The sequence below is a fragment of the Pararobbsia silviterrae genome (genome assembly GCF_003628125.1).
In the GTDB taxonomy this organism is placed as follows: Bacteria; Pseudomonadota; Gammaproteobacteria; order Burkholderiales; family Burkholderiaceae; genus Pararobbsia; species Pararobbsia silviterrae.
The window spans coordinates 80,963-105,447 of sequence record NZ_RBZU01000016.1; the positions used below are offsets into that span (position 1 = coordinate 80,963).

Here is a 24,485-nt window from a genome sequence, read left to right on the forward strand (position 1 = left end):
GAACCTATGCTCCGAATCTCCGAAGTCAAACTGCCGCTCGACCATCCGCAGCTTGCGCTCGACGCCGCGGTCCATGCGCGGCTCGCCGATATCGGCGTCAAGCCCGATGGTCTGATCCGCTATACGGTCTATCGCCGCGCCCATGACGCGCGCAAAAAGTCCGACATCAAGCTCACCTATATCGTCGATTGCGAACTCAAGGACGAGGCGAGCGCGTTCAAGCGCATGGCCGGCAAGCCGCATTACGGTGTGACGCCGGACATGGACTATCACTTTGTCGCGATGGCGCCGCCGGGTTTCGATCGGCATCGCCCGGTCGTGATCGGCATGGGGCCATGCGGCTTGTTCGCGGGCCTGATCCTTGCCCAGATGGGCTTGCGACCGATCATTCTCGAACGCGGCAAGGCCGTGCGCGAGCGGACCAAGGACACCTGGGGCCTCTGGCGCAAGAGCGTGCTGAACCCCGATTCGAACGTCCAGTTCGGCGAGGGCGGCGCCGGCACGTTCTCCGACGGCAAACTCTATAGCCAGATCAAGGATCCGCGTCATCTCGGCCGTAAAGTGCTCGACGAATTCGTCAAGGCCGGCGCGCCCGAGGACATTCTGTATCTGAGCCGGCCGCATATCGGCACGTTCAGGCTCGTGAGCATGGTCGAGAAGATGCGCGCGACGATCCACGCGCTCGGCGGCGAGGTGCGCTTCGAGACGAAGGTTGAGAATCTCGTCATCGAAGACGGCAAGATCCGCGGCCTTGAACTGTCGACCGGCGAAACGCTGGTCACGCATCACGTCGTGCTCGCGATCGGCCACAGCGCGCGCGATACGTTCAAGATGCTCGACGACAACGGCGTCTATCTCGAACCCAAACCGTTTTCGCTCGGTTTCCGGATCGAACATCCGCAAAGCGTCATCGACCGAAGCCGCTTCGGCAAATTCGCGGGTCACAAGGACCTCGGCGCGGCCGACTACAAGGTCGTCCATCACGCGAGCAACGGACGCGCCGTCTACAGCTTCTGCATGTGCCCGGGCGGCACGGTCGTCGCGGCCACATCCGAACCCGGGCGCGTCGTGACGAACGGCATGAGCCAGTATTCGCGAGCCGAACGCAACGCGAACGCCGGCATCGTCGTCGGCATCACGCCCGATGACTATCCGGGCGGTGCGCTCGCGGGGATCGAATTCCAGCGGCATTGGGAGTCGCGTGCCTTCGAACTCGGCGGCGGCAACTATTTCGCGCCGGGGCAACGCGTCGAGGACTTCATCGCCGGGCGGCCGTCGACGTCGCTCGGCTCGGTGATTCCGTCGTACAAGCCGGGCGTGACGCCGACCGACCTCAGCACCGCATTGCCCGACTACGTGATCGAGGCGATCCGCGAAGCGCTGCCCGAGCTCGACAAGAAGATCGCGGGTTTCGCGATGGGCGACGCGGTCCTGACGGGCGTCGAAACGCGCACGTCGTCGCCCTTGCGTATCCGTCGCAAAGACAATTGCCAGAGCGTCAACGTCGAAGGGCTGTATCCGGCCGGTGAGGGCGCCGGGTATGCCGGAGGCATCTACTCGGCTGCGATCGACGGCATCGAGGTCGCCGAAGCGCTCGCGCTGGATCTGCTCGGTTCGCGCGCAGGCTGAGCGGCGCGCGTGTGATGAGCGGCGTGGCCAGGCGGTGTCCGGCTCGCGCGGAACGTGTCGCGGCAAGGCATCCGGGCGATCCGCTCACCGTCTGATCGATGTGGGTACCGGGTTCGATGCAAACGGCAAGTCTGTCCGATGTGCGGGTCGATTCGACGCGGATCTCGATCAGCTGGAGTCGTCCGTGTCGGAGCGGCCATGGCCACCTGCGCCCGGAGGGCCCGTGGGCCGGCGACGGCGCGTGATCACGGTCGACGATGTGTGCTCGTCGCGAGGACGATCGCGCGTGGAAGGCGGCCGCGTGCCGGTATCGACCTGAACGGTCGAGATCGCGCGCTTGTAGATGCCCTGGACGCCGGTCGGTGTACTCAACATGATCAGATACGCGTCGAACGACTCGATCGTGCCGACGAGACGGATGCCGTTGATCAGAAAAATCTGAACGCGCTTGCGCTCCTTGCGCAGAGTGTTGAGCATCTCGTTCTGCGGGAAGTGATCCTGCGTGTCAGAGGTCATGGTCATACCCGTCGTTTGTCAAAGATTCGGGAGCGCCTGCAATTGCCATGCCGCGCCCGGGACTTCAATGCAATACAAAGGGACGCGCGTGCGCGCCAGAATGGACCGATGTCACGACGAGCCTACACCTATTCGGGCGAACCGACCCGCCGACGCCATGCCTAGCGTGTCCTCGCGACGGATGCGCGACGCGCTGCGCGGGTTCGGCCGCGCGATCCGTGTCGGCGCGCGGACGCCGATTCGGCGGACCGCCGTGCCCGCTGACGGCGATGCGTTGAACGCGACGGGATCGATATGCTGACAGCCGTCTTGCTCGCGGTGGCGGCTTTCGCCGCGACCAACGTCGACAACCTGTTCGTGCTGCTCGCATGCTTTGCCGATGCGCGCGGCGCGGCGCGCGCGGTCGTGATCGGCCAGTACATCGGATCGATGGCGCTTGTCGCGTTCGCGGCGGTGATCGCTGCGCTCATGATCCATATTCCGCGGGCCTACGTCGGCCTGATCGGCGTGATGCCGATACTGATCGGTGTCGGCAAGGCGCTCGAACTGTTTCGCCGCAACGGAGCGTCGATGCATGGGGCGGCCGACGGCGTGAGTCCGTTGTCGCGCACGGACGGGCGGGTGGGGGCCGCGCGTACGCGTTCGATCGTCTGGATGGTGGCCACCGTCGCGATCGCGAACGGTTCCGACAATCTCGCCGTCTATGTGCCGTTGTTCGCGGCACGTCCGTTGGCGGAAGACATCGTCGTCGGACTCGTGTTCGTCGTCATGGTCGGCATCTGGTGCGCGCTCGCGAACTGGCTCGTGTCCCACCGCCTGATCGGTCGGCCGATTCGCCGATATGCTCCGCTCGTCTTACCCTGGGTGCTGATCCTGATCGGATTTTCCGTGATGCTCGGCAACGGCACGCTGAGCGCGTTCGGACTCTAGCCGCTTTGTCGTGACGGTGTGCGTGTGGCCGAATTCAGGGGGTACGACTCGCACCCGAGCCCTAAGCCCTAAGCCCCAAGCCCCAAGCCCCAAGCCCCAAGCCCCAAGCCCCAAGCCCAGAACCCGCACTTCCGCAGCTCTGCAATCCTGCATCCAAACCCTGTAGCTAAACCCTGTAGCTAAACCTCACAGCGGAGCGGGGTCACAGGCTATCTATCAGAAGATAGGGGCTTGCGACGATCGTCGACCGATGCACGCGAGATCCGGCGTACGCAGCCGCCAGGTGAGGCCCAAGATGGCCGATTGACCGTGTCGCGGGCCCACGAAGTCGACGTCGTCGCCGATGTCGTCGACGGAGGCGGACCGATTATTTTGCGTCCCAAATCTACCGGTAGATAGAAAATCGCGCGTGTATCTCGAAAAAGTGGGGGCATCGATGCACGCGCAGTCGCACACCGAGGTAGGGGCCGCGCGAGTCGAGCGCGATGCGCCGCGCGCCACACGAGCCGACGTCCCGCGTTCGTCCGACGCCCCCATCCTCGGGCCTTCGCACGAGTTCCGGGGGATACCTTGCCGTCCTCGGCGACGGGCCGAGCCGCCTCGCTTCGGTGATTCCGCGCGACATCCGCATCGACGAGACACGCTTCGTCACGCGGGAAGTCGGTCAAGGGGTTCGATTCAGACCAATCCTAATAAACTTTCGGGTTGTGATGGGCGGCAAGATTTTTTCTAATGAGTGCCTCGCATGAGCGATTTGTGTTTTGACCCAGGCACCGACGCGACGGCGCGCGATTGACGCGAAGCAAACGATCGCGTCCTGGCGTTCCGGGCGGTGCCCGGGCCGAGCCGAGCGGCCACGATCGGCCATTCAAGAGGCGGAGGCGTGTCGTCACACGGCATCCCCTCGCAGCATTTCCGGACGCTATGGAGAAAAGCTATGTGCGCACTACGGGAAGATCCGTGCGGCGAGGCGGATATGTCGCCCGTTGTTGACATCATCATCGCGGACGATCATCCGGTCGTTCTCGCAGGCGTCGAGAAGACCATCGAAGCGTGCGAGGGACGCCGCGTCGTGGCTGTTGCGCAGTCGATCGGCGGTTTGTTCGATGCGCTCCGGCTCTATCGCTGCGACATCGTCGTCAGCGACTTCTCATTTTGCGGCGATCCCGAACCCGACGGTCTCATGATGCTCGAGCGTCTTTCGCGCTCGTATCCGCACGTGAAGATCATCGTACTGTCCCAACACGACGATCTCGTTCGAGTCAAACGCATCATGACGATTGCCGCGGGGTTCGTGAGCAAGACGACGGGTATCGCCTGTTTGCCGGACGCGATCGACGAAGTGCTGCAAGGATGCAAATTCGTCGATACGCGCACGGCCAAGCTGCTGCTTGGCCATATGTTCGAGCGGCGACGCGAGGGCGTCGGCGACGAGCCCTTGACGATGCGTGAAATGGAAGTCATGCGCCTCTACTCGCGCGGGATGACCGTCACCGAGATCGCGCATTGCACGCGACGCAGCCTCAAGACGATCAGCGCTCAGAAGCAGAGCGCGATGAAGAAGCTCGGCGCACGGACCGACGTCGAACTCATCGACGCGTTCAAGATCGCGGGCGGCGTGGCGAGCGCCTGACTCGCGGGGCAATCGGAAGCAGCGGAACACGCACGGGTGAGCCCGCGCGTATACCGCGCTTAGCGGACGCGCGCGCCGACGGATGCGTGCTGGAAGAAGCGGCCGAGTTCGGCCGCGAGTTCGTTGAGCGCAGACATCTCTTTCGGCGTGATCTTGCGGACCGTGCTCGCGTGCGTCCAGTCGCCATAGACGAGCCCGACCGTCGTCGTGTTCACGCGCACGGGCAACAGCACGAACGCATGCGCGTCAGGCAGCGCATTGCGGAACCACGACGGGATATGGGCGGCGATCTTCGCCTCGCGCGCCTGCTCGATGAAGATGCCGACCGAGTTCGCGATCGCGAGATGAAACACGTCGGGGGCGAACGACTCCGGGAACCGAAGCATCGGCAGCACGCGATTGACGTTCGATCCCGCGCCGAGCCGCGCCTCGAACGCCTGATGCTCGGCAAGCCGTTCGAACACGATAACCCGCGCCATGCCCATCGCCGCGAGGATCGTTTCGGACGCAAGCGTCTGCACGGGCTTGAGCGCGTGATTCGAGCGCAGCGTCCGGAGCTCGACGATGCCCGCCTGCAGGCGCGCTTCGGGATCGACCGGCCGTGCGGCCGCTGCCGAGTTGCTGCGCAGATTGCCGATCTCGTCGAGCAGGTTGTTGGCCGTTTCTTCCTCGGACAGCGAGACCGTGAGTTCGACGAGTTGCTCGGGGGTCATCGCGAGCGTGTCGGAATGCGCGCGCGCGAGGTCGCCGAGCAGAATCTGACGCAGGTCCTCGTCGAGGTCGCGATTCGCCATGATCTCGGAGACGGCGGTCGAATAACCCGTGACCGACTGCAGCCATTGATGATGCGACGGCGGCGATGACGCCGGCTCGGTCGGACTCCGCATGCCGGTCCGGATCGCATCGGGCAGACGCCAGCGCGCGGCGGCTTCCTGGCCCAATTGCTCGAACGTGATGCCGAGCACGTCGGCGCAGACCTCTTCCTCGCTGCGTTCCTCGCGCGCCGAGCGAAGCTGAATTTCGCGCCACTCGTCCTCGAGATAAAACACGACGAGCAGCTTCCCGACCTGACGCATCAGCGTGCAGACGACCGCTTCTTCGCGCGCGGCTTTCTTGCTGCGGTCCGCCACATGCCGCGCGACATGGCTCGACAACATGGTCCGGCTCAGTTCGAGTTGCGCGTCGATTCGATTGCTGCGCGCGCTCGAGAAATGGTCGAGCAGTTTGAGGCCGACGGCCAGGTGACCGACGGCCTCGATGCCGAGAATCATCAACGCGCGCGAGACGGTCGTCACGTTGCCGCCGAATGCCGAATACATCGCCGAGTTGGCGAGGCGAATGACCTTCTGCGTCAATGCGAAATCCGAGAGGATCACATTGACGAGCGCGGTGAAATCGAAGTCCCGCGTATCCATCGCGGAGACCGCAGCCTGTACCGACTGGGACAGCATAGGGAAATCACCGCGGTCGCTGAAGCGAGCCCAGACCTTGTCGATCGGTGAGCTGCTCATAGGAACCCAGTTGCCAAGCGGCTTAACATCGTGCTTTGTTATTTTCCGTGTACGTCGTGGATCGCGAGTGCGTGCGACCTGAATTTTTCTTGCAGCTCATGCGCCGGAAGCGCCTTGCATAGCAACCAACCCTGTATATGGCCACATCCGAGCCGAATCAGCAAGCTCCGTTGCGCTTCTGTTTCAACGCCTTCGGCGACGAGCCTCAGATTCAGCGTCTTCGCCAGCGCCGCGACCGCCGTGACGATCGCCTGGTCGTTTCGCGACTCCGAGAGATTCTCGACGAAACTGCGGTCGATTTTGAGTTCGGTGAGCGGGAAGCGCTGCAGATACGCAAGACTCGAATACCCCGTGCCGAAATCGTCGACCGCGAACCGGATGCCGATCTCCGCGAGCGCTTCGAGCAGCACGCGCGCACGTTGCGGATCGTGCATGAGCACGCTTTCCGTGATTTCGAGCACGAGCCGATGCGGCTCGATGCCCGTGAGCTGCAGCGTTTCGCGCACGGTCGCGGCAAACCCGGCCTCCCGGAATTGCTGTGCCGACACGTTGACCGCGACGTATTCGAGCCGCATGCCGAGCGAGTCCCAGAGCGCGAGCTGCATGCACGCGGTCTTGAGCGCCCACGCGCCGAGATAATTGATCAGCCCCACGGCCTCGGCGAGCGGAATGAACGTCGACGGCGGCACCAGACCCCGCTTCGGGTGATGCCAGCGCATCAGCGCTTCGACGCCGACGACATTGCGCGAATCGATACGCGCGATCGGCTGATAGTGCAGTGAAAACTCGCCGTTGCGCACGCCTTCATAGAGCTCGGCTTCAAGCTTGAGCTTGTCGGCCGCCTCGGGGTCGCGCTGGTCGACGAAGAACATCAGCGTGTTGCCGCCGAGGCGCTTGGCGCGATAGAGCGCCTGGTCCGCGCCGCGCAGCAATTGGCGCTCGTCCGAGCCGACCTGTTCGCTCAACGCGATCCCGATACTCGCCGCGATATGCAGCGATTGTCCTTCGTACGAGTAGGGTTGCGAGATCGCCGCGATCAGGCGGCGCGCAAGCGTTTCGCTGCTCCGCGCGTCGGCGCTGCGCCGGCTCATCACGACGAACTCGTCGCTGCCGGTCCGCGCGACGATGTCGTCGGGGTCCACGCTCGCCATCAGCCGCTCGGCCGTGAGCTTGAGCATCATGTCGCCCGCTTCGTAGCCGAGCGCATTGTTGATCCGCTGGAATGCGTCGAGATCGATCGACAACAGCGCGACGCGCACATCGCCGCGCGATGCGTCCGCAAACACGCGTTGCAGGCGCCGCTGGATCGACACGAGATTGTCGAGTCCCGTCAGCGCGTCGTGTTCGGCCTCGAAGCGCAGGCGTTCCTGACGGATCGCCCACGCCGAGATATCCGACGCCGAGATCGCGAAGCCGACGAGCGCGTTGTCCTCGCGCAGCGGCGCGACGCGCAAATTGACCCACCCGGGGTAGGTCAACGATTTGTTCATGCGCAGCGTGCAGCCGATCGGCTCGGCACTTTCACGGGCTTGCGCGATCGCGTCGGACAGCAGTGGCGCATCGGCGTCGGGCACGAGCGCGGTGAGCGAGGTCGCCTCGAGGAACGCGCGGTGATAGCCCATGAACCGCAGGCCGGCTTCCGAGATGTAGGTAAAGCGCAGATCGAGATCGACCTGCGCCAGAAAGTCGATCCCTTCGACCGTGTGTTCGCCGAGTACGTAGGGCGCGTGGCTGCGCGTTTCAACGATGTCTTCATCGCCGATACGCCCGCCCATGCGTCGCGCGACAGGCGGCGTCGCGCTTTCGCGGCCGCCGAACGGGGCGAGCCGCGAGACGGCGCGAAACAGGCCCGCCAGCGACGACGGCGACGCGTCGGCCGACGGGGCGGCGTGAGAGGCGGCGGCAGGGCGGCTTTCCGGCCGCGAGGCGTCGGCGCTGACCGGCACCGGACCGGGTACGGCACGGTCGTTCATCGAGAGTCCAAGAACAGTGTATTCGTCTTCAATTACGGCTGATTGAGCCGGATCTTTAGGAACGCTCGTTCGAACGCGCACGGTACGAACCCGGCGCGCGCGCTTTGTATACCTACGCGAGGCACATCGATTGCTGAATTGTGGCGCAACGTCGCGTCTTCGGGCCTATCCGCGGTTCGACGATCCCGTCGCTTGAAGCGCCTGTAAGGGGAGGTAAGACACCTTCCCCAACACAAGAATGACCTCTCGCCTGCCGGATCAGCTGCATCACGGTGCATCGCTGGAATACCACGCTTTGTCGCACATGCGGCTCATTTATTCAAACGGTATGGATCGATAGACAGGAGTGACGTCATGAAAGTGTTCAAGTCCCTGATGCTGGCCGGCGCCGCGGCGCTGACGCTGGCGGCGTGCGGCGGCGGTAACGATGTCGCCGCGGAGCTGGGTATCAGCAAGCCCGTGGTCCGATATATCCACGCGATCCCGGCGGGTCCGACGGTCGACTTCTTCAACAATAACGTGCTCGCGCAAGGCAGCGTGTCCTATGAATTCGTCAGCGGGTACAACAGCTTCTCGTCGGGCGCGACAACCCTCTCGTACAACACCGCCGGCGCGGGTCCGACGAATCCCCTCGCGTCGGCCGGCCCCTTCAATGCGGCGAATGGACACGAATATACCGGTATTGCACTCGTGAGTTCGACGCTGACGCCCGCGTTGACCATCATCGACGATCCGTTCGACAAGGGGCTGCTCAACGACCAGGCGCGTCTGCGCGTGTTCAACGCGTCGGTCAACGCGAACGCGGGCGGCGCCGTCGACGTCTACGTGATCGCGGGCAGCGCGACGAACCCCGACATCACGAGCGTGACACCCCAACTCGCGAATGTCGCGTACAACGCCGCCGTACCGGCCTCGGGCTCCGATTCGATCTACGTCGACGGCGGCACCTATGTCGTCATCGTCACCGACGCGGGATCGAAGACCGAGCTTTTCCGTTCGGCGCCGTTCTCGCTGAGCAACAACGCCGATTGGCTGCTTGTCACGGTGCCGACGACCGGGTTGAGCGGTCTGACGGCGGATGCAATCAACCTGCTCGTCGCGAACAACGCGGCAGGCAACGGCACGCTGCTGACCAACGCCGCTGCACAGTAACAGTTCGCGTCGCATGACGTCACCTTCAGGGCCGGCGATCGCCGGCCCCGCACATTACGGTATCTTCCGTCCCGTCGGCCGAGCAATGATGCGGTGTGCGGCGGTTGTCGCCGCTTTTGCGTTGTGCTAAAACCCGAAGCCCACTTCGCACGCGCGATTCGAATCCGCGTGCAGCCTCTTTCGAGGCGCCAACCGGGCTTCACGCATGAATTTCTGCGCTATCGATTTCGGAACGTCCAATTCGGCGATTGCCGTGCCTCACCACGCCTCGATGCGGCTCGTGCCCGTCGAGGACCAGGCGGTCACGCTGCCGACGGCCGTGTTCTTCAATACGGACGAGGAGTCGCAGGCGTACGGGCGCGCCGCGATCGAAGCCTATATCGACGGGTACGACGGCCGGCTCATGCGCTCGATGAAAAGCATCCTGGGTTCCGCGCTGGCCGACTCGACGACCGAACTCGGCGACGGCTCGGCGATCCGCTATGTCGACGTGATCACGCTGTTCGTCCAGCATCTGAAGCAAAAGGCCGAGGCGGCCGGCCAGCGGATGCTCGAACGTGTCGTGATGGGGCGTCCGGTCTATTTCGTCGATGACGATCCCGTTGCGGATCGGCTCGCGCAGTCGCAACTCGAGGCCGTCGCGAAGCGTACGGGCTTTCGCGAGGTCGAGTTCCAATACGAGCCGATCGCGGCGGCGTTCGATTACGAAGCGCGGCTCGATCACGAGCAACTCGTTCTCGTGGCCGATATCGGCGGCGGCACATCCGATTTTTCGCTCGTGCGCGTGGGTCCCGAGCGTGCCAAACACCTGAATCGGAAGTCCGACGTGCTGGCGCATCACGGCGTGCACGTCGCGGGGACGGACTATGACAAGCGCGTCGAACTCGAAGGCGTGCTGACGCGCTTCGGCTACAAGTCGCTCGATCCGTCGGGCAAGGAAGTGCCGAATCGTATCTATTACGATCTCGCGACTTGGCATCTGATCAATACGGTATATACGCCGCGACGGGCGGGCGAATTCGCGCTGCTCCGGCATCTCTACGCGGATCCGGCCTATCACCGGCGTTTGATGGCCGTCATCGAACGTCGGCTGGGTCACGCGCTCGCCGCGCGCGCCGAGGACGCGAAGATCGCGGTGTCCGCGGGCGGCGCGTCGGTCATCGAACTCGACGATGTCGAGCCCGCGCTCGAGGCCGCGTTCGACAATGCGGCCTTGATCGCCTGCTCGCTGGACGAGACGCGGCGCATCGTCGACGCCGCGCACGACACCGTTCGCATGGCCGGCATGCCCGCGCATCGCGTCGATGCCTTGTACTTCACGGGGGGATCGACGGGGCTCGGCTTTCTGACCGATGCGCTCGGCGCCGCGTTTCCGAACGCGAAACCCGTGATCGGCGATCGGCTCGCGAGCGTGGCGACGGGCCTCGGCATTCACGCACGGCGTTTGTTCGATCCCGCGTGATCGCGCGCGGCGGGGGGGCCGTCAGGGCGTGGGGGCGCACGCGAACAGGCGTCGCGGGGCGGCGACGATCGAAACGGCCATAAAAAAACCGCAAGACAAACGTCTTGCGGTTTTTTTCAGGGGAGGCACCGAGCATCGAGGACGCCCGGACATCCAAAACCCTTACAGCGGCTTGATGTTCGCTGCTTGCTTGCCCTTCGGGCCCGTCTTCACTTCGAAGCTGACCTTTTGGTTTTCTTGCAGCGTCTTGAAGCCTTCGACGCGAATTTCCGAGAAATGCGCGAACAGATCTTCACCGCCGCCGTCCGGCGTAATGAAGCCAAAGCCCTTTGCGTCGTTGAACCACTTAACGGTACCCGTTTCCATATTACGTTCCAAAAGATGAATTGAATCTGAGAGCCTTAGAGGCTCCCGTGGTGCGCATGACAATCAAGGATGGTTTGAATAGGACAACCGGAGTACCGTTGGAGGGCGACTGCGAAGGCTGTTACTCGTCGTCGCTTGAAAATCCTGCACTAGCTTTATACGGTCAATCCGGACGGCGGTCAATCGCTTTTTTCGACATGCGATGCGATCTTCCTGCAAAGGGGTTCATTTACCGGAAAGACCGCCGGATAAGGCTCGCACGGTCGGTCGAAAATGCTCAAGATCCGTTGGATCGCTGCGAATCGAGCTTCACAGAATCGCCTCGGCAAAGTCAGTTAATGCGTCCCGCCGGCCGATGTTTTCTGAAGTCCGCCCCAGCCTTCGGTAAGGGTCGGGCCCAGCGAGAACATATCGAGTACGCGTGAGACCGTATGGTCGACCATCTCGTCGATCGAGGCAGGTTTTTCGTAAAACGCGGGCAACGGAGGAAAGATCACGCCGCCCATCTCGGTCACGGCGGTCATATTGCGCAGATGTGCGAGATTGAGCGGCGTTTCGCGCACCATCAGCACGAGCCGGCGGCGCTCCTTGAGCGTGACGTCCGCGGCGCGCGCGATCAAGTTGTCGGACAAGCCGTGCGCAATGCTCGCGAGCGTTTTCATCGAGCAAGGCGCGACGATCATGCCGTCCGTCGCGAACGATCCGCTGGCGATCGTCGCGCCGACGTCGCGCACGTTATGCACGACATCGGCAAAATGCTCGACCGACGGCCGGTCGAGTGCCAATTCATGCTGGATGCTGAGCCAGCCCGCCGACGAAACGACGAGATGCGTTTCGATGCCGCCGAGCGAGCGAAGCTTTTCAAGCAGCCGGATCGAATAGATCGCGCCCGTCGCTCCGGTGACGGCAATGATCAGCCGGCGCACGCGGTCAGACCGCGGCCGTCAGCATCTGGCGAAGTTCGCCCGATTCGTACATTTCCATCATGATGTCCGACCCGCCGACGAATTCGCCTTGAATATAAAGCTGCGGGATCGTCGGCCAGTTCGCGTATTCCTTGATGCCTTGGCGGATCTCGTCGTCTTCGAGCACGTTGACCGTCGTGAGCTTCTCGACGCCGCAGGCCTTGAGCACCTGGATCGCGCGGCCCGAGAAGCCGCACATCGGAAACTGAGCCGTGCCCTTCATGAACAGGACCACCGGGTTCGTGGTCACGATTTCCTTGATGCGTTCTTGCGTAGTCATGGCGAGGGTTCTGATTGGGGGTAACAATGCGGAAATAATAGCGGATTTCGCCGGCCGGCGTGCCGTGGCGCTCGGCCGCGGCCCTTCCCGGGCGGCCCCGGATCAAGCCGGCATGCGGCCGCCCGTGATGCGTTCGATACCGGCCAGATCGCGGCGCGATTCGACATCCGTGTAGCCGCCGGCCGTGAACAGCGCGCGGACGTCCGCGGCCTGGTCGTAGCCGTGCTCGACCCAGAGCGCCGCGCCGCGATCGAGCCATGCGCGCGCGCCGCCGACGATCGTGCGCAGCGCGCGAAGTCCATCGCCGTGGTCGGTCAAGGCGTCGACCGGTTCGAAGCGCAGGTCGCCGTCGTCGAGATGGGGGTCGCCCGCCCGGATGTACGGCGGATTGCTGACGATCAACGCGAAACGCGGCGGCTCCGCGTGGTCGGCATGGGCTTCGGCGGCGAGCGCGTCGAACCAGTCGCCTTCACGGAAATCGATGGCCGGCCCGGCGGATGTCGCGTCGAGCAGGCGGCTCGCGTTGCGTCGCGCGACGTCGAGCGCGGCGCGCGAGCGGTCGGTCGCGATGACGCGCGCATCGGGACGCGCGTGCGCGATCGCGATCGCAATCGCGCCGCTGCCCGTGCCGAGATCGGCGACGCGCGGGCGAGACTCGGCGCGCGCGCGCAATTCGAGCAAGGCGGTTTCGACGAGCAGCTCCGTATCGGGCCGCGGAATCAGCACATCGCGCGTGACCTCGAAGTCGAGGCCGAAAAATTCGCGATGTCCGACGATCTGCGCGACGGGTTCGCCCGCGACGCGGCGCTGTTCGAGCGCGACAAACGCCGCGATCTGCGCATCGCTGAGCGGCGCATCGCCGCGCGTGATCAGATCCGTGCGGCGCCAGCCGAGCGCGTGCGTGAGCAAGACGCGCGCATCGAGCGCATCGAGCGGCGTCGCGCGCAGCAACGCGGCGGCGGTCCGCGGGTTCATGCGCCTTCGCCGAGCGCCGCGAGTTGCTCGGCCTGATGTTCGCTCGCGAGCGCGCCGATCAACTCGTCGAGGTCGCCGTCCATGATCGCGTCGAGCTTGTAGAGCGTCAGATTGATCCGATGGTCGGTCATGCGTCCCTGCGGGAAGTTGTATGTCCGAATCCGTTCCGAACGGTCGCCCGAGCCGATCAGGCTCTTGCGCGTCGCGGCTTCCTTCGCGTGCTGCTCCTGATACTGCTTGTCCATGATGCGCGCGGCGAGCACCTTGAGCGCGCGCTCCTTGTTCTTGTGCTGCGAGCGGTCGTCCTGGCACTCGACGACGATGCCGGTCGGCAGGTGCGTCACGCGGACCGCGGAATCGGTCTTGTTGATGTGCTGTCCGCCCGCGCCCGAGGCACGGAAGGTATCGATGCGCAGATCGGCCGGATTGATCTGGACTTCGGCGACTTCGTCGGCCTCGGGCATCACGGCGACCGTGCAGGCCGACGTATGGATGCGGCCCTGCGCTTCGGTTTCGGGCACGCGCTGGACGCGATGACCGCCCGATTCGAACTTGAGCCGCGAATACGCGCCCTGGCCGACGAGCCGCACGATGACTTCCTTGTAGCCGCCGAGATCCGATGCGCTTTCCGAGATCTGTTCGATCTGCCAGCGATGGCGTTCCGCGTAGCGCATATACATGCGCAACAGCGCGCCCGCGAACAGCGCGCTTTCCTCGCCGCCCGTGCCCGCGCGGATTTCGAGGAAGATGTTGCGGTCGTCGTTCGGATCCTTCGGCAGCAGCATTTTCTGCAGATCGCCTTCGAGCGTCGTCATGCGGCCGCGCGCCTCGCGGACTTCGTCCTCGGCGAAGTCGCGCATCGACGGATCGGCGACGAGGTCGAGCGCGGTCTGCTCATCGTCGGACGCCTGGCGCCAGAGCGCGTATTGCTCGACGACCGGCGTGAGTTCCGCGTGCTCGCGCGTGAAGCGCCGATATTGGTCGATGTTCGACGTGATATCCGGCTGGCTCAGCAACTGATTGAGTTCGGCCAGTCGTAGCGTGAGCTGGTCGAGCTTGCTTTGCATACTCGATTTCATCGGGGTTCCGAGGCGAAGAGGCGGTACGGGCGAGTCGGTCGCATGACGGCTAGGTAGCGCGTCGGGCCGGCGTGCGTGGCGCGGCGGACTCGTCGGAAAAGCGCCGGCGGCGGGCCGTCGCGCGAGGGGCGTCGCTAATGGTGGCCGCTATAGCGTCCGGCGGGGCGGAACATATCGGGCAGCAGCTCGACGAGTTGCTCGCGGCGCTCGCCGGCCGCGCGGTTCAGCGCATGCGTGGGGCCATGCATGAACTTGTTCGTGAGCGCGACCGACAGGGCTTCGAGCACGGCCGACGGATCGTCGCCGCGCGCGAGCATCTTTTGCGCACGGTCGAGCTCGGCGAGCCGCATCGCGTCGGCATGGCCGTGGAGCTGACGGATCACGGGCACGACGCTGCGCGCGTCGAGCCATTGCATGAAATTCGAGACACGCGTTTCGATGATCGCTTCGGCCTGCGCGACGGCCGCCTGGCGCATCGCGTTGCCTTCGCGCACGATCGCGCCGAGATCGTCGACGGTATAGAGGAACACGTCCTCAAGATCGCTGACTTCGGGTTCGATATCGCGCGGCACCGCGAGATCGACCATGAACATCGGCCGATGGCGGCGCGCCTTGATCGCGCGTTCGACCGCGCCGAGGCCGATGATCGGCAACGTGCTGGCCGTGCACGAGACGACGATGTCGAATTCGTGGAGCCGCGAGGGGAGGTCGGCGAGCGGGATCGCCCGGCCGTTGAACCGTTCGGCCAGACGCGTGCCGCGCTCGGCCGTGCGGTTCGCAACGACGAGCTCACGCGGATTTTGCGCGGCGAAATGCGTCGCGCAGAGTTCGATCATCTCGCCGGCGCCGATGAACAGCACGCGCTGCTTCGAGACATTGTCGAAAATCCGTTGCGCGAGCCGGACGGCCGCGGCGGCCATCGAGACCGAGTGCGCGCCGATTTCGGTCTGGCCACGGACTTCCTTGGCGACCGCGAACGTGCGCTGGAACAACTGGTTCAGATAGGTGCCGAGCGCGCCCGCTTCGGTCGCGGTCCGCACGGCGTCCTTGAGCTGGCCGAGGATCTGCGTCTCGCCGAGCACCATCGAATCAAGCCCCGACGCGACACGGAACGCATGGCGCACGGCTTCGGACTGCGGCAGCGCATAGACGTGCGGCGCGAGTTCGTCGACGGAGATGTTATGAAATTGCGAGAGCCACTGGATCGCGTGCTCGCGCGCGCCGCGGTCGTCGGTCGCGCAATAGAGTTCGGTCCGATTGCATGTCGACAGAATCGCGGCTTCGGCCGAGCCGCCGACCCAGGCCGGCGCGCCGACAATGGCCGTCGCCGAGGCAATGGCGGTCGGTTCGCCGGGCGGCGTGGCCGCCGTGCCTGCCGTACCGGGCCAGACGCCGCGCAGCATTTCGAGCGCGGGTTTGATCCGGTCGAGCGGGAACGCAACGCGTTCGCGCAAGGCGAGCGGCGCCGTGTGGTGGTTGATCCCGATGGCGAGCAGCTGCATTCGTTCGACTAGACCCTGATACTTGGCCGGTATTATAGCTTTGAGGCCGGTTCCGCGCAGATCCGTCGCGGTGGCGGCGATTTGCGATAATTCGCCACACCGTTTTTGCAAAGGGATGCCGTTCCGATGGGTTGGTTGGGTACTGCAATTCTTGCCGCGGTCATCGCTTGGGCCGCTTGGCGCTTCCATCCGTCGACGCCCGCGTTCGCGGGCCGCGGCGGTCGGGCCGCGGCGGTCGTCGCGGGCGTCGTCGCCGCGCTCGCGATCAAGCTCGCGGGTAACGTCAGCGGCGCGTTCAGCGACGGGCAGTCACTCGAATGGCTCGCGACGGTCCTGGCGGCGATCGCGGCCGTCGTCGTCGTGGCCCGGCTCGCCGCGCGCCGGGCGCGGACCTGACGGCGCCTCGCTTGTGTACTTTTCAGGAGATTGACCGATGAATGCAAGAACGCCCGCCGTCTCGTCCGTGCAGTTCCGGCTCGACGCGTTGCGCCATGCGATGCGCGAGGCCGGCGTCGATGCGGCGATCGTCCCGTCGTCCGATCCGCATATCTCTGAATACCTGCCTGCGCACTGGCAAGGGCGCGAATGGCTGTCGGGCTTCACGGGCTCGGTCGGCACGCTCGTCGTCACGCACGATTTCGCGGGTCTCTGGGTCGACGGCCGCTACTGGGTGCAGGCCGAAGCGCAACTCGCGGGCACCGGCATCCAGATGATGAAGATCGTCGCCGGGCAGGCGAACGCGCATATCGACTGGCTCGCCGCGAATTTGCGCGAACGCGCGCGCGTCGGCGTCGACGGGACCGTGCTCGGACTCGCGGCCGCGAACGCACTCATCGATGCATTCCGCCCGCGCGGCATCGAACTCGTCGCGGACGTCGATTTGCTCGCGGCCATCTGGTCCGACCGCCCGGCCTTGCCCGCCCAGCCGATCTACGAACACGATCCGGCGTTTGCGCCGGTCTCGCGCGCGGACAAGCTCGCGCGCGTGCGCCAGGCGATCGCCGACGCGGGCGCCGACTGGCATCTCGTCTCGACGCTCGACGATCTCGCCTGGATCTTCAATCTGCGCGGCGCCGACGTGAACTACAACCCGGTGTTCGTCGCGCATGCGCTGATCGGCGCGACGTCGGCGACGTTGTTTATCGACGCGCGCAAGGTTCCGGCGGCCGTCGAGCACGCGCTGAACGCCGATGGCGTGACGCTCGCGCCCTATGAGGCGCTCGCCGATGCGCTGCGTGCGCTGCCGGCCGACGGCGCGTTGCTCGTCGATCCGCGCCGCGTGACCTACGGCGTGCTCCGGTCGGCGCCCGCGACGCTCCGGCAGATCGCCTGCGTGAATCCGTCGACGTTCGCCAAGTCGCGCAAGGTCGGCGCCGAAGCCGATCACGTGCGCGCGGCGATGGAGCAGGACGGCGCCGCGCTTTGCGAGTTCTTCGCATGGTTCGAGCGCGCCGTGAACCGTGAACGCGTGACCGAACTCACGATCGACGAGCAGATCACGGCGGCGCGCGCCCGGCGTCCGGGCTACACCTGCCCGAGCTTCGCGACGATCGCCGCTTTCAACGCGAACGGCGCGATGCCGCACTACCGCGCGCTCGAGTCCTCGCACGCGGTCATCGAAGGCGACGGATTGCTGCTGATCGACTCGGGCGGCCAGTACGTCGGGGGCACGACCGACATCACGCGCGTCGTGCCGGTCGGTACGCCGTCGGCCGCGCAGAAGCGCGATTTCACGGTCGTGCTCAAGGGCACGATGGCGTTGTCGCGCACGACGTTTCCGCGCGGCATCAAATCGCCGCTGCTCGACGCGATCGCGCGCGCCCCGATCTGGGCAAGCGGCGTCGACTACACGCACGGGACGGGCCACGGTGTCGGCTACTTCCTCAATGTGCACGAAGGCCCGCAGGTCATCTCGTACTACGCCGCGCCCGAGGCGCATACGGCGATGGAAGCCGGCATGATCACGTCGATCGAGCCCGGCATCTATCGTCCGGGCGAGTGGGGGATCCGGATCGAGAATCTCGTGCTCAACGTCGACGCCGGCAAAACGCCGTTCGGCGAATTCCTGCGCTTCGAAACGCTGACGCTGTGCCCGATCGACACGCGCTGCATCGAGCGCGCGCTGCTGAGCGCCGAGGACATCGCCTGGCTCAACGCGTATCACGAGACCGTGCGCGCGCGCGTGCTGCCGCATGTCGACGGCGAGGCGAAAGCGTGGCTCATCGAACGCACGGCAGCGATCTGAACGGGGAGCGCGCGATGGCGATCAAGGTGGTCGTGTTCGATCTCGGGGGCGTCGTGTTCGACTGGAGTCCCGAGTACGTCTACAAGGAACTGATTCCCGACGACGACGCGCGTCGCTGGTTTCTGACTCACGTCTGCACGATGGACTGGGTCATCCGGCAAGACGGCGGCCAGACGATCGAAGCGGGCACCGAGGCGCTCGTCGCCGCGTTTCCCGACCATGCGCCGCTGATTCGCGCCTTCTATGCGCGGTGGACCGAGATGCTGCGCGGCACGCTCGACGACGGCATCGCGCTGTTCGAGCGGCTCGATGCGGCGGGCATGCCGCTGTTCAGCCTCACGAACTGGTCGGCGCAGACCTTCCCGTATGCGCTCGAACACTATCCGTTCCTGCAGCGCTTTCGCGATATCGTCGTGTCGGGCCGGGTCCGGCTCGTCAAGCCGGATCCCGCGATCTACGCGGAGATGTTCGCGCGGATCCGCGCGCAGTTTCCCGATATCGAACCGGCCGAGATCGTCTTCATCGACGACAACGCGAAGAACGCGGACGCGGCGACGCGCCTCGGTTGGCACGGCATCCACCATACGAGCGCCGCGACGACCGCGCGCACGCTCGAGACGCTCGGCGTGACGTTCTGAGCGAATGGCGCACGCGTGCGCGCGCCGCGCTACTTTCCGATCAGGCTTTTGAGCGCGTTGCCGATGCCCTTCGCGGCATCGCTTGCGCCTTTGCTCACGTCGTCGACCGAGACACCCGCCGCTTTCGCGAGGCCGGCACTGACGCGCTTGGACCAGTCCTCTTCGATCGAAAAATGAGGGTCGCGCAGATTGCCCTGCAGCGCGAACGGAATGTCGATGCGGCCCTGGTCGTTCTTGAGCGCCGCGACCGCGGCTTTTTTCGGAATCGACGCGAGCGAATCGACGGGGCCGTCGCGGCTCGGGGCGATGGCGAAGTTCGCGAGGCTGACGCGGCCCGGGGCATGCAACTCGAATCCCTGCACATGCCAGTCCATCGTCATGTCGAGCGTGCCCGATGTGATTGTGACCTTCTGTCCGCGCAATAGATAAGGCGCGAGCGCTTTCGCGTCGATCCGTTCGAGGCGGATCGCGAACGCGGAGTCGCGCGTGTCGAACGCGATCCAGCCGTCGATCGCGACGGTGCCGCCGCCCATGCGCGCGCCGATCCGGATCGTCGACCGGCTCGACAGCGCCGGGAAATCGAGCGTACTGATCGACGCGTCGAGCGCATCGAGATGGACAGCGAACGGCGGGGACGCGATCTTTTCGTCGTAGAAGTCGAACTGGCCCTGGCTGAAATGGATGCGATCGACGTCGATCGTCATGGGCGCGCGCGGACCGTCGGGACCGGTGTCGTCCGCGTGCTGCTGCGCCATGCGCGCGACGTGCTCCTTGAGTCCGGGCAGGACGACGAGCGTGCCTTGCGGGGTTCGCACGCCCGACTCGTAGAAATGCGTGATCTCGACCGATGTCAGATGGACGCGGTGCGAGAACCACGCGGGCCAGTCGGGCGCGATATCGATGCGATCGGCGCGAAACGCGTCGGGCGCGGGCCAGCCCGACGGCGCGCGAAGCCGGACGCCGCGCAGGCTGACCGACGACCAGCCGACGTCGATCTGTTCGACGCTGGCGTCGGGGCCGAGCGCTTCGAGGATGCGTTGGCGGACCGTGCGGGTGGCCCAGACATAGGCGAGCGTGCCTGCGATGACGATCAGGACGACCGCGATCCAGGCGATGACGCCGATCCTCGACGGGCTTCGCTGCATGCCGACCTCCTTGTCGGATGGAACGCCTCAAACGCGCTTTTGAAACGTCCGCGCAAGTTGCGGACCCGCGCGTGCAAAAAAAACGGCCGACATGAGGGTCGGCCGTCGGACGGGATCGGTGACGCGATGCTTAGCGCGCGATCGGCTTGTAGCGGATGCGCTTGGGCTTCGCGGCTTCTTCGCCGAGACGCTTGCGCTTGTCCGCTTCGTATTCCTGGTAGTTGCCGTTGAAGAACACGACCTGCGATTCGCCTTCGAACGCGAGGATGTGCGTCGCGATCCGGTCGAGGAACCAGCGATCGTGCGAGATGACCATCACGCAGCCCGCGAATTCGAGCAGGGCGTCTTCGAGCGCGCGCAGCGTTTCGACGTCGAGGTCGTTCGACGGTTCGTCGAGCAGCAGCAGATTGCCGCCCGCGATCAGCGTCTTGGCCAGATGCAGCCGCCCGCGTTCGCCGCCGGACAGATTCCCGACGACCTTTTGCTGGTCGCCGCCCTTGAAGTTGAAGCGGCCGATATATGCGCGCGACGGGGTTTCGTATTTGCCGACCGTCAGCACGTCGGCGCCGCCCGAGATCTCCTCGAAGACCGTCTTGTTGCCGTCGAGCGCGTCGCGGCTCTGATCGACGTACGCGAGCTTGACCGTCGGTCCGAGCGTGATCGTGCCGCTGTCCGGCTGTTCGCGGCCCGTGAGCATGCGGAACAGCGTCGACTTGCCGGCGCCGTTCGGCCCGATGATGCCGACGATCGCGCCGGGCGGCAGCGTGAACGACAGGTTGTCGATGAGCAGGCGGTCGCCGTAGCTCTTCGTGACGTTCTCGAAGGTGACGACTTCATTGCCGAGCCGATCGCCGACGGGGATGAAGATTTCCTGCGTCTCGTTGCGCTTCTGGTAGTCGGCGCTATTGAGTTCCTCGAAGCGCGCGAGACGGGCCTTCGATTTCGCCTGGCGGCCCTTGGGGTTCTGGCGCACCCACTCGAGTTCTTTCTTGAGCGCCTTCTGGCGAGCCGATTCGCTGGCTTCTTCTTGCTTGAGGCGCGTTTCCTTCTGGTCGAGCCAACTGCTGTAGTTGCCCTTCCAGGGAATGCCGTGGCCGCGGTCGAGTTCGAGAATCCATTCGGCCGCGTTGTCGAGGAAGTAGCGATCGTGCGTGACGGCCACGACGGTGCCCGGGAAGCGCGTCAGGAACTGTTCGAGCCATTCGACGGATTCCGCGTCGAGGTGGTTCGTCGGTTCGTCGAGCAGCAGCATGTCGGGCTTCGAGAGCAGCAGGCGGCACAGCGCGACGCGGCGCTTTTCGCCGCCCGACAGGTGACCGATCTTCGCATCCCATGGGGGCAGGCGAAGCGCGTCGGCCGCGACTTCGAGCTGTTGCTCGGCGCTGCCGCCGTCGGACGTCGCGAGGATCGCCTCGTACTTCGCTTGTTCGGCCGCGAGCGCGTCGAAGTCCGCATCGGGCTCCGCGTAGGCCGCGTAGATTTCGTCGAGCTTCTTCTGCGCTTCGAAGACGTCGCCGAGACCGGTTTCGACGGCTTGACGCACGGTGTGCTCGGGGTCGAGCTGGGGTTCCTGCGACAGATAGCCGATCTGGATGTTCGGCATCGGCGTGGCTTCGCCTTCGATTTCCGTGTCGAGGCCCGCCATGATCTTGAGGACGGTCGACTTGCCCGAGCCGTTGAGGCCGAGCACGCCGATCTTCGCGCCGGGGAAGAACGACAGCGAGATGTCCTTGAGAATCTGGCGCTTGGGCGGCACGATCTTGCCGACCCGGTTCATCGTGAATACGTATTGAGCCATGGGGTCTGGAGTCCGGGTTGCGTTGCGCGCTTAGACGTTGAACAGGAAATTCATCACATCGCCGTCCTTGACGACGTATTCCTTGCCTTCGGCGCGCATCTTGCCGGCTTCCTTCGCGCCGGTCTCGCCCTTGTGCGAGATGTAGTCGTCGAAGCCGATCGTCTGCGCGCGAATGAAGCCGCGCTCGAAGTCGGTGTGGATCGCGCCCGCGGCTTGCGGCGCGGTGTCGCCGACATGGATCGTCCACGCGCGAACTTCCTTGACGCCCGCGGTGAAGTAGGTCTGCAGGCCGAGCAGCCGGAAGCCCGCGCGGATCACGCGGTCGAGGCCCGGCTCTTCCATGCCCATGTCGGCGAGGAACACCGCCTTGTCCTCATCCGACAGATCGGCGATTTCCGCCTCGATCGCCGCGCAGACCGCGACGACGGGCGACTTCTCGGCCTCGGCGTACTTTTGCACGGCTTCGAGGTGCGGATTGTTCGTGAAGCCGTCTTCCTTGACGTTCGCGACATACATCGTCGGCTTGGCCGTGATCAGGCAGAACGGCTTGATCAGCGCGCGTTCGTCTTCGTTGAGGTCGAGCGCGCGCACGGGCTTCGCCTGGTCGAGCTGTTTCTGAACCTTGTCGAGGACCGCGACGAGCTTCGCGGCTTCCTTATCGTTGCCCGACTTCGCGGCCTTCGAATAGCGCGACAGCGCCTTCTCGACCGTGGCGAGATCGGCGAGCGCGAGTTCGGTGTTGATGACTTCGATATCCGACAGCGGATCGACCTTGCCCGCGACGTGAATCACGTTGTCGTCCTCGAAGCAGCGCACGACGTGCGTGATCGCATCGGTCTCGCGGATGTTCGCGAGGAACTGGTTGCCGAGGCCTTCGCCCTTCGACGCGCCCGCGACAAGCCCCGCGATATCGACGAATTCGACGACGGCCGGCACGATGCGCTCGGGCTTGACGATCTCCGCGAGCTTGCCCAGGCGCGGATCGGGCACCTCGACGACGCCGACGTTCGGCTCGATCGTGCAGAACGGATAGTTTTCAGCGGCGATGCCGGCCTTGGTCAGCGCATTGAATAGCGTGGACTTGCCCACGTTCGGCAAGCCGACGATCCCACATTTGAGGCTCATGAAATCCTTTGAATCCGGAAGTATCGGTAACGGTATGGCCCGCGCGTGCGTTCGCGCGGTCGTGCTGCCGCCTCGGCGGTCGTCCGACCCGCCCCGAAGTTCGCCATACCGGAAAGCGCGTATTGTACCGTCGCGCGCGTCGCGGAACCCGGCGACGTGAGGGGGCGCGGGTGAACCCCGATCGGTGAACCCCGATATGCCGAGCGGCCGCGGCCGACGTCGGCGGGGCGCCGGCCTGTGCGCCGTCCCGTCTGCCGGCCGGACCCCCGCGGCTATAATGCCGCCATGCGTGGAACTCCCCAGACCTTTCAGGCCCTCGTCGTCGGCGGGGGTCTCGTCGGCAAGGCCGCCGCCCTTGCTCTGACCCAGATCGGCATGCGTGTCGCGCTGCTCGCGCAGCCCGCCCATCCGTTGCCGCCCGGCGCGCGCTTCGACTCGCGCGTCTATGCGTTCTCGTCGAGTTCGCAGACCTTTCTCGAACGATTGCGCGTCTGGCAGGCGATCGATGCGTCGAAGATCGGCCCCGTCTATGACATGCGCGTCTACGGCGACGCGAACGCGGAACTGCATTTCTCCGCGTTCCAGGCCGCCGTGCCTCAGCTCGCGTGGATCGTCGAATCGAATGTCGTCGAGCACGCGCTCGATACCGCTTTACGTTTCCAGCCCCAATTGAACTGGCTCGATGCGCGCGCGCAAGGACTCGAGATCTCCGACGCGCACGCGACGGTCTCGCTCGATAACGGCGAGACGCTGACCGCCGGGCTCGTGATCGGCGCCGACGGTGCGCAGTCGTGGGTCCGCGCTCAAATGGGGGCGAAGGTCGAACGGCGCGACTATCAGCAGACGGGCGTGGTCGCGAACTTCCGGATCTCGCGCTCGCACGGCGAGACGGCGACCCAATGGTTCACGGGCGGCGAAATCGTGGCGATGCTGCCGCTCGCCGGACCTTATGCGTCGCTCGTCTGGTCGGCGCGGACCGCGCACGCGCAGGCCTTGCTCGAAATGTCCCCCGAGGCCCTGACCGCGGCGCTCGCGGACGTCGTCGGCGACCGCTTCGGCACGCTCGAGTGCGTGACGCCGGCACAGGGCTTTCCGCTCGCGCTGCAGACCGTCGACCGGCTCGTCGCGCCGCGTGTGGCGCTCGTCGGCGATGCCGCGCATCTGATACATCCGCTGGCGGGCCAGGGCATGAATCTCGGCTTGCGCGACGTCGCATCGCTCGTCGATACGCTCGGCGCGAAGGAAACGTTCCGCGACGTCGGCGATCCGATCCTGCTGCGCCGCTACGAGCGCTCGCGCCGCGAGGATATTCAGCGCATGATGGCGGCGACCGACGGCCTGCAGCGGCTGTTCGCGCTGCCCGGGCCGATTGCGAAGGGCATCCGGAACGCCGGCCTGGCGCTTGTCGGCGCGCAGCCGCAGATCAAGCGCTGGCTCGTCTCGCATGCGCTGGGCTGAGCGCGCGCGATGCGACACACACGACACACGCCGCAAACGCTGCACACGCCGCAGACGCGGGATGCCGTCGCCGCACGGCGCGCGCATGCCGAAGACCGGCCGG

Annotated in this window: 21 protein-coding genes; 9 read left to right on the plus strand and 12 right to left on the minus strand. The window is 65.2% G+C overall.

All coding sequences use genetic code 11. The features are described 5' to 3' along the window. Window positions 1-6: 6 nt before the first annotated feature. Window positions 7-1,629, plus strand: coding sequence for an NAD(P)/FAD-dependent oxidoreductase (locus tag D7S86_RS25805; RefSeq protein WP_121090816.1), 1,623 nt, complete (start codon window positions 7-9; stop codon window positions 1,627-1,629). Window positions 1,630-1,797: 168 nt separating this feature from the next. On the opposite strand, the gene hfq is transcribed toward D7S86_RS25805, so the two are convergent. Beyond that, window positions 1,798-2,145 (minus strand): RNA chaperone Hfq, encoded by a 348-nt coding sequence (gene hfq, locus D7S86_RS25810; RefSeq protein ID WP_121090818.1) that lies wholly within the window; start codon window positions 2,143-2,145, stop codon window positions 1,798-1,800. 294 nt (window positions 2,146-2,439) lie between these two features. Between hfq and D7S86_RS25815 the strand changes: the two genes are divergently transcribed. Beyond that, window positions 2,440-3,075, plus strand: a complete 636-nt coding sequence (locus tag D7S86_RS25815; RefSeq protein WP_121090820.1) for a cadmium resistance transporter — start codon at window positions 2,440-2,442, stop codon at window positions 3,073-3,075. 976 nt (window positions 3,076-4,051) lie between these two features. Then, the gene (locus D7S86_RS25820) at window positions 4,052-4,708 is read left to right on the plus strand and encodes a response regulator (RefSeq protein WP_158602090.1); all 657 of its coding nucleotides are present in this window, start codon (window positions 4,052-4,054) and stop codon (window positions 4,706-4,708) included. Between the two features lie 59 nt (window positions 4,709-4,767). Here the strand turns inward: D7S86_RS25820 and D7S86_RS25825 are convergent, their stop codons facing one another. Both D7S86_RS25825 and D7S86_RS25830 read right to left on the minus strand, forming a co-directional pair. Next, window positions 4,768-6,159 (minus strand): HDOD domain-containing protein, encoded by a 1,392-nt coding sequence (locus D7S86_RS25825; RefSeq protein ID WP_240648406.1) that lies wholly within the window; start codon window positions 6,157-6,159, stop codon window positions 4,768-4,770. A gap of 98 nt (window positions 6,160-6,257) precedes the next feature. After that, window positions 6,258-8,192, minus strand: a complete 1,935-nt coding sequence (locus D7S86_RS25830; RefSeq protein ID WP_240648407.1) for a putative bifunctional diguanylate cyclase/phosphodiesterase — start codon at window positions 8,190-8,192, stop codon at window positions 6,258-6,260. Between the two features lie 354 nt (window positions 8,193-8,546). On the opposite strand from D7S86_RS25830, the gene D7S86_RS25835 reads away from it, so the two are divergent. Both D7S86_RS25835 and D7S86_RS25840 read left to right on the plus strand, forming a co-directional pair. Further along, on the plus strand, window positions 8,547-9,344 hold the full coding sequence (locus tag D7S86_RS25835) for a DUF4397 domain-containing protein (RefSeq protein WP_121090825.1): 798 nt from the start codon (window positions 8,547-8,549) through the stop codon (window positions 9,342-9,344). Between the two features lie 205 nt (window positions 9,345-9,549). Further along, window positions 9,550-10,806 (plus strand): Hsp70 family protein, encoded by a 1,257-nt coding sequence (locus D7S86_RS25840; RefSeq protein WP_121090827.1) that lies wholly within the window; start codon window positions 9,550-9,552, stop codon window positions 10,804-10,806. Between the two features lie 162 nt (window positions 10,807-10,968). On the opposite strand, the gene D7S86_RS25845 is transcribed toward D7S86_RS25840, so the two are convergent. The 6 genes from D7S86_RS25845 to hemA all read right to left on the minus strand — a co-directional run bounded on the left by D7S86_RS25845 (window position 10,969) and on the right by hemA (window position 15,973). Further along, window positions 10,969-11,172 carry a cold-shock protein gene (locus D7S86_RS25845; protein ID WP_102610995.1) on the minus strand — a complete coding sequence of 68 codons (204 nt, stop codon included), beginning with the start codon at window positions 11,170-11,172 and terminating at the stop codon, window positions 10,969-10,971. Window positions 11,173-11,507: 335 nt separating this feature from the next. After that, window positions 11,508-12,098, minus strand: a complete 591-nt coding sequence (locus D7S86_RS25850) for a UbiX family flavin prenyltransferase (protein WP_121090828.1) — start codon at window positions 12,096-12,098, stop codon at window positions 11,508-11,510. 4 nt (window positions 12,099-12,102) lie between these two features. Then, entirely contained in the window at window positions 12,103-12,417 is a 315-nt protein-coding gene (gene grxD / locus D7S86_RS25855) for a Grx4 family monothiol glutaredoxin (RefSeq protein WP_121090830.1), read from the minus strand. A gap of 102 nt (window positions 12,418-12,519) precedes the next feature. Next, on the minus strand, window positions 12,520-13,392 hold the full coding sequence (gene prmC, locus D7S86_RS25860) for a peptide chain release factor N(5)-glutamine methyltransferase (protein ID WP_121090831.1): 873 nt from the start codon (window positions 13,390-13,392) through the stop codon (window positions 12,520-12,522). Continuing rightward, window positions 13,389-14,471 carry a peptide chain release factor 1 gene (gene prfA / locus D7S86_RS25865; RefSeq protein ID WP_121090833.1) on the minus strand — a complete coding sequence of 361 codons (1,083 nt, stop codon included), beginning with the start codon at window positions 14,469-14,471 and terminating at the stop codon, window positions 13,389-13,391. Before prfA ends, prmC begins: the two co-directional genes overlap by 4 nt. 134 nt (window positions 14,472-14,605) lie before the next feature. After that, window positions 14,606-15,973: a glutamyl-tRNA reductase gene (hemA, locus tag D7S86_RS25870; protein ID WP_121090834.1), complete on the minus strand. Its 1,368-nt coding sequence runs from the start codon at window positions 15,971-15,973 to the stop codon at window positions 14,606-14,608. A 135-nt stretch (window positions 15,974-16,108) separates the two neighbouring features. Between hemA and D7S86_RS25875 the strand changes: the two genes are divergently transcribed. The 3 genes from D7S86_RS25875 to D7S86_RS25885 are packed head-to-tail and all read left to right on the plus strand — an operon-like array spanning window position 16,109 to window position 18,856. Then, window positions 16,109-16,369 (plus strand): hypothetical protein, encoded by a 261-nt coding sequence (locus D7S86_RS25875; RefSeq protein ID WP_420813306.1) that lies wholly within the window; start codon window positions 16,109-16,111, stop codon window positions 16,367-16,369. 37 nt (window positions 16,370-16,406) lie between these two features. After that, entirely contained in the window at window positions 16,407-18,218 is a 1,812-nt protein-coding gene (locus D7S86_RS25880; RefSeq protein ID WP_121090836.1) for an aminopeptidase P family protein, read from the plus strand. Between the two features lie 14 nt (window positions 18,219-18,232). Beyond that, a complete protein-coding gene (locus tag D7S86_RS25885; RefSeq protein ID WP_121090838.1) occupies window positions 18,233-18,856 on the plus strand; it encodes an HAD family hydrolase in 624 nt (207 codons plus the stop codon). A gap of 29 nt (window positions 18,857-18,885) precedes the next feature. On the opposite strand, the gene D7S86_RS25890 is transcribed toward D7S86_RS25885, so the two are convergent. From D7S86_RS25890 to ychF, 3 genes are all read right to left on the minus strand, one after another. Further along, the gene (locus D7S86_RS25890; protein WP_121090839.1) at window positions 18,886-20,001 is read right to left on the minus strand and encodes a DUF748 domain-containing protein; all 1,116 of its coding nucleotides are present in this window, start codon (window positions 19,999-20,001) and stop codon (window positions 18,886-18,888) included. Between the two features lie 130 nt (window positions 20,002-20,131). Beyond that, window positions 20,132-21,799: an energy-dependent translational throttle protein EttA gene (gene ettA / locus D7S86_RS25895; protein WP_121090841.1), complete on the minus strand. Its 1,668-nt coding sequence runs from the start codon at window positions 21,797-21,799 to the stop codon at window positions 20,132-20,134. 30 nt (window positions 21,800-21,829) lie between these two features. Then, window positions 21,830-22,924 carry a redox-regulated ATPase YchF gene (gene ychF / locus D7S86_RS25900; protein WP_121090842.1) on the minus strand — a complete coding sequence of 365 codons (1,095 nt, stop codon included), beginning with the start codon at window positions 22,922-22,924 and terminating at the stop codon, window positions 21,830-21,832. Between the two features lie 285 nt (window positions 22,925-23,209). Here ychF and D7S86_RS25905 point away from each other — a divergent pair, with 285 nt between their 5' ends. Next, window positions 23,210-24,382, plus strand: a complete 1,173-nt coding sequence (locus D7S86_RS25905; protein ID WP_121090843.1) for a UbiH/UbiF family hydroxylase — start codon at window positions 23,210-23,212, stop codon at window positions 24,380-24,382. The last annotated feature ends 103 nt before the right edge of the window (window positions 24,383-24,485 follow it).

What these genes read in the sequence shown, in the direction of transcription:
- D7S86_RS25805 (WP_121090816.1), top strand. Translation starts at nt 7, where the DNA reads ATGCTCCGAATCTCCGAAGTCAAACTGCCGCTCGACCATCCGCAGCTT.
- hfq (WP_121090818.1), bottom strand. Translation starts at nt 2,145, where the DNA reads ATGACCTCTGACACGCAGGATCACTTCCCGCAGAACGAGATGCTCAAC.
- D7S86_RS25815 (WP_121090820.1), top strand. Translation starts at nt 2,440, where the DNA reads ATGCTGACAGCCGTCTTGCTCGCGGTGGCGGCTTTCGCCGCGACCAAC.
- D7S86_RS25820 (WP_158602090.1), top strand. Translation starts at nt 4,052, where the DNA reads ATGTCGCCCGTTGTTGACATCATCATCGCGGACGATCATCCGGTCGTT.
- D7S86_RS25825 (WP_240648406.1), bottom strand. Translation starts at nt 6,159, where the DNA reads ATGCTGTCCCAGTCGGTACAGGCTGCGGTCTCCGCGATGGATACGCGG.
- D7S86_RS25830 (WP_240648407.1), bottom strand. Translation starts at nt 8,192, where the DNA reads ATGAACGACCGTGCCGTACCCGGTCCGGTGCCGGTCAGCGCCGACGCC.
- D7S86_RS25835 (WP_121090825.1), top strand. Translation starts at nt 8,547, where the DNA reads ATGAAAGTGTTCAAGTCCCTGATGCTGGCCGGCGCCGCGGCGCTGACG.
- D7S86_RS25840 (WP_121090827.1), top strand. Translation starts at nt 9,550, where the DNA reads ATGAATTTCTGCGCTATCGATTTCGGAACGTCCAATTCGGCGATTGCC.
- D7S86_RS25845 (WP_102610995.1), bottom strand. Translation starts at nt 11,172, where the DNA reads ATGGAAACGGGTACCGTTAAGTGGTTCAACGACGCAAAGGGCTTTGGC.
- grxD (WP_121090830.1), bottom strand. Translation starts at nt 12,417, where the DNA reads ATGACTACGCAAGAACGCATCAAGGAAATCGTGACCACGAACCCGGTG.
- prmC (WP_121090831.1), bottom strand. Translation starts at nt 13,392, where the DNA reads ATGAACCCGCGGACCGCCGCCGCGTTGCTGCGCGCGACGCCGCTCGAT.
- prfA (WP_121090833.1), bottom strand. Translation starts at nt 14,471, where the DNA reads ATGAAATCGAGTATGCAAAGCAAGCTCGACCAGCTCACGCTACGACTG.
- hemA (WP_121090834.1), bottom strand. Translation starts at nt 15,973, where the DNA reads ATGCAGCTGCTCGCCATCGGGATCAACCACCACACGGCGCCGCTCGCC.
- D7S86_RS25880 (WP_121090836.1), top strand. Translation starts at nt 16,407, where the DNA reads ATGAATGCAAGAACGCCCGCCGTCTCGTCCGTGCAGTTCCGGCTCGAC.
- D7S86_RS25885 (WP_121090838.1), top strand. Translation starts at nt 18,233, where the DNA reads ATGGCGATCAAGGTGGTCGTGTTCGATCTCGGGGGCGTCGTGTTCGAC.
- D7S86_RS25890 (WP_121090839.1), bottom strand. Translation starts at nt 20,001, where the DNA reads ATGCAGCGAAGCCCGTCGAGGATCGGCGTCATCGCCTGGATCGCGGTC.
- ettA (WP_121090841.1), bottom strand. Translation starts at nt 21,799, where the DNA reads ATGGCTCAATACGTATTCACGATGAACCGGGTCGGCAAGATCGTGCCG.
- ychF (WP_121090842.1), bottom strand. Translation starts at nt 22,924, where the DNA reads ATGAGCCTCAAATGTGGGATCGTCGGCTTGCCGAACGTGGGCAAGTCC.
- D7S86_RS25905 (WP_121090843.1), top strand. Translation starts at nt 23,210, where the DNA reads ATGCGTGGAACTCCCCAGACCTTTCAGGCCCTCGTCGTCGGCGGGGGT.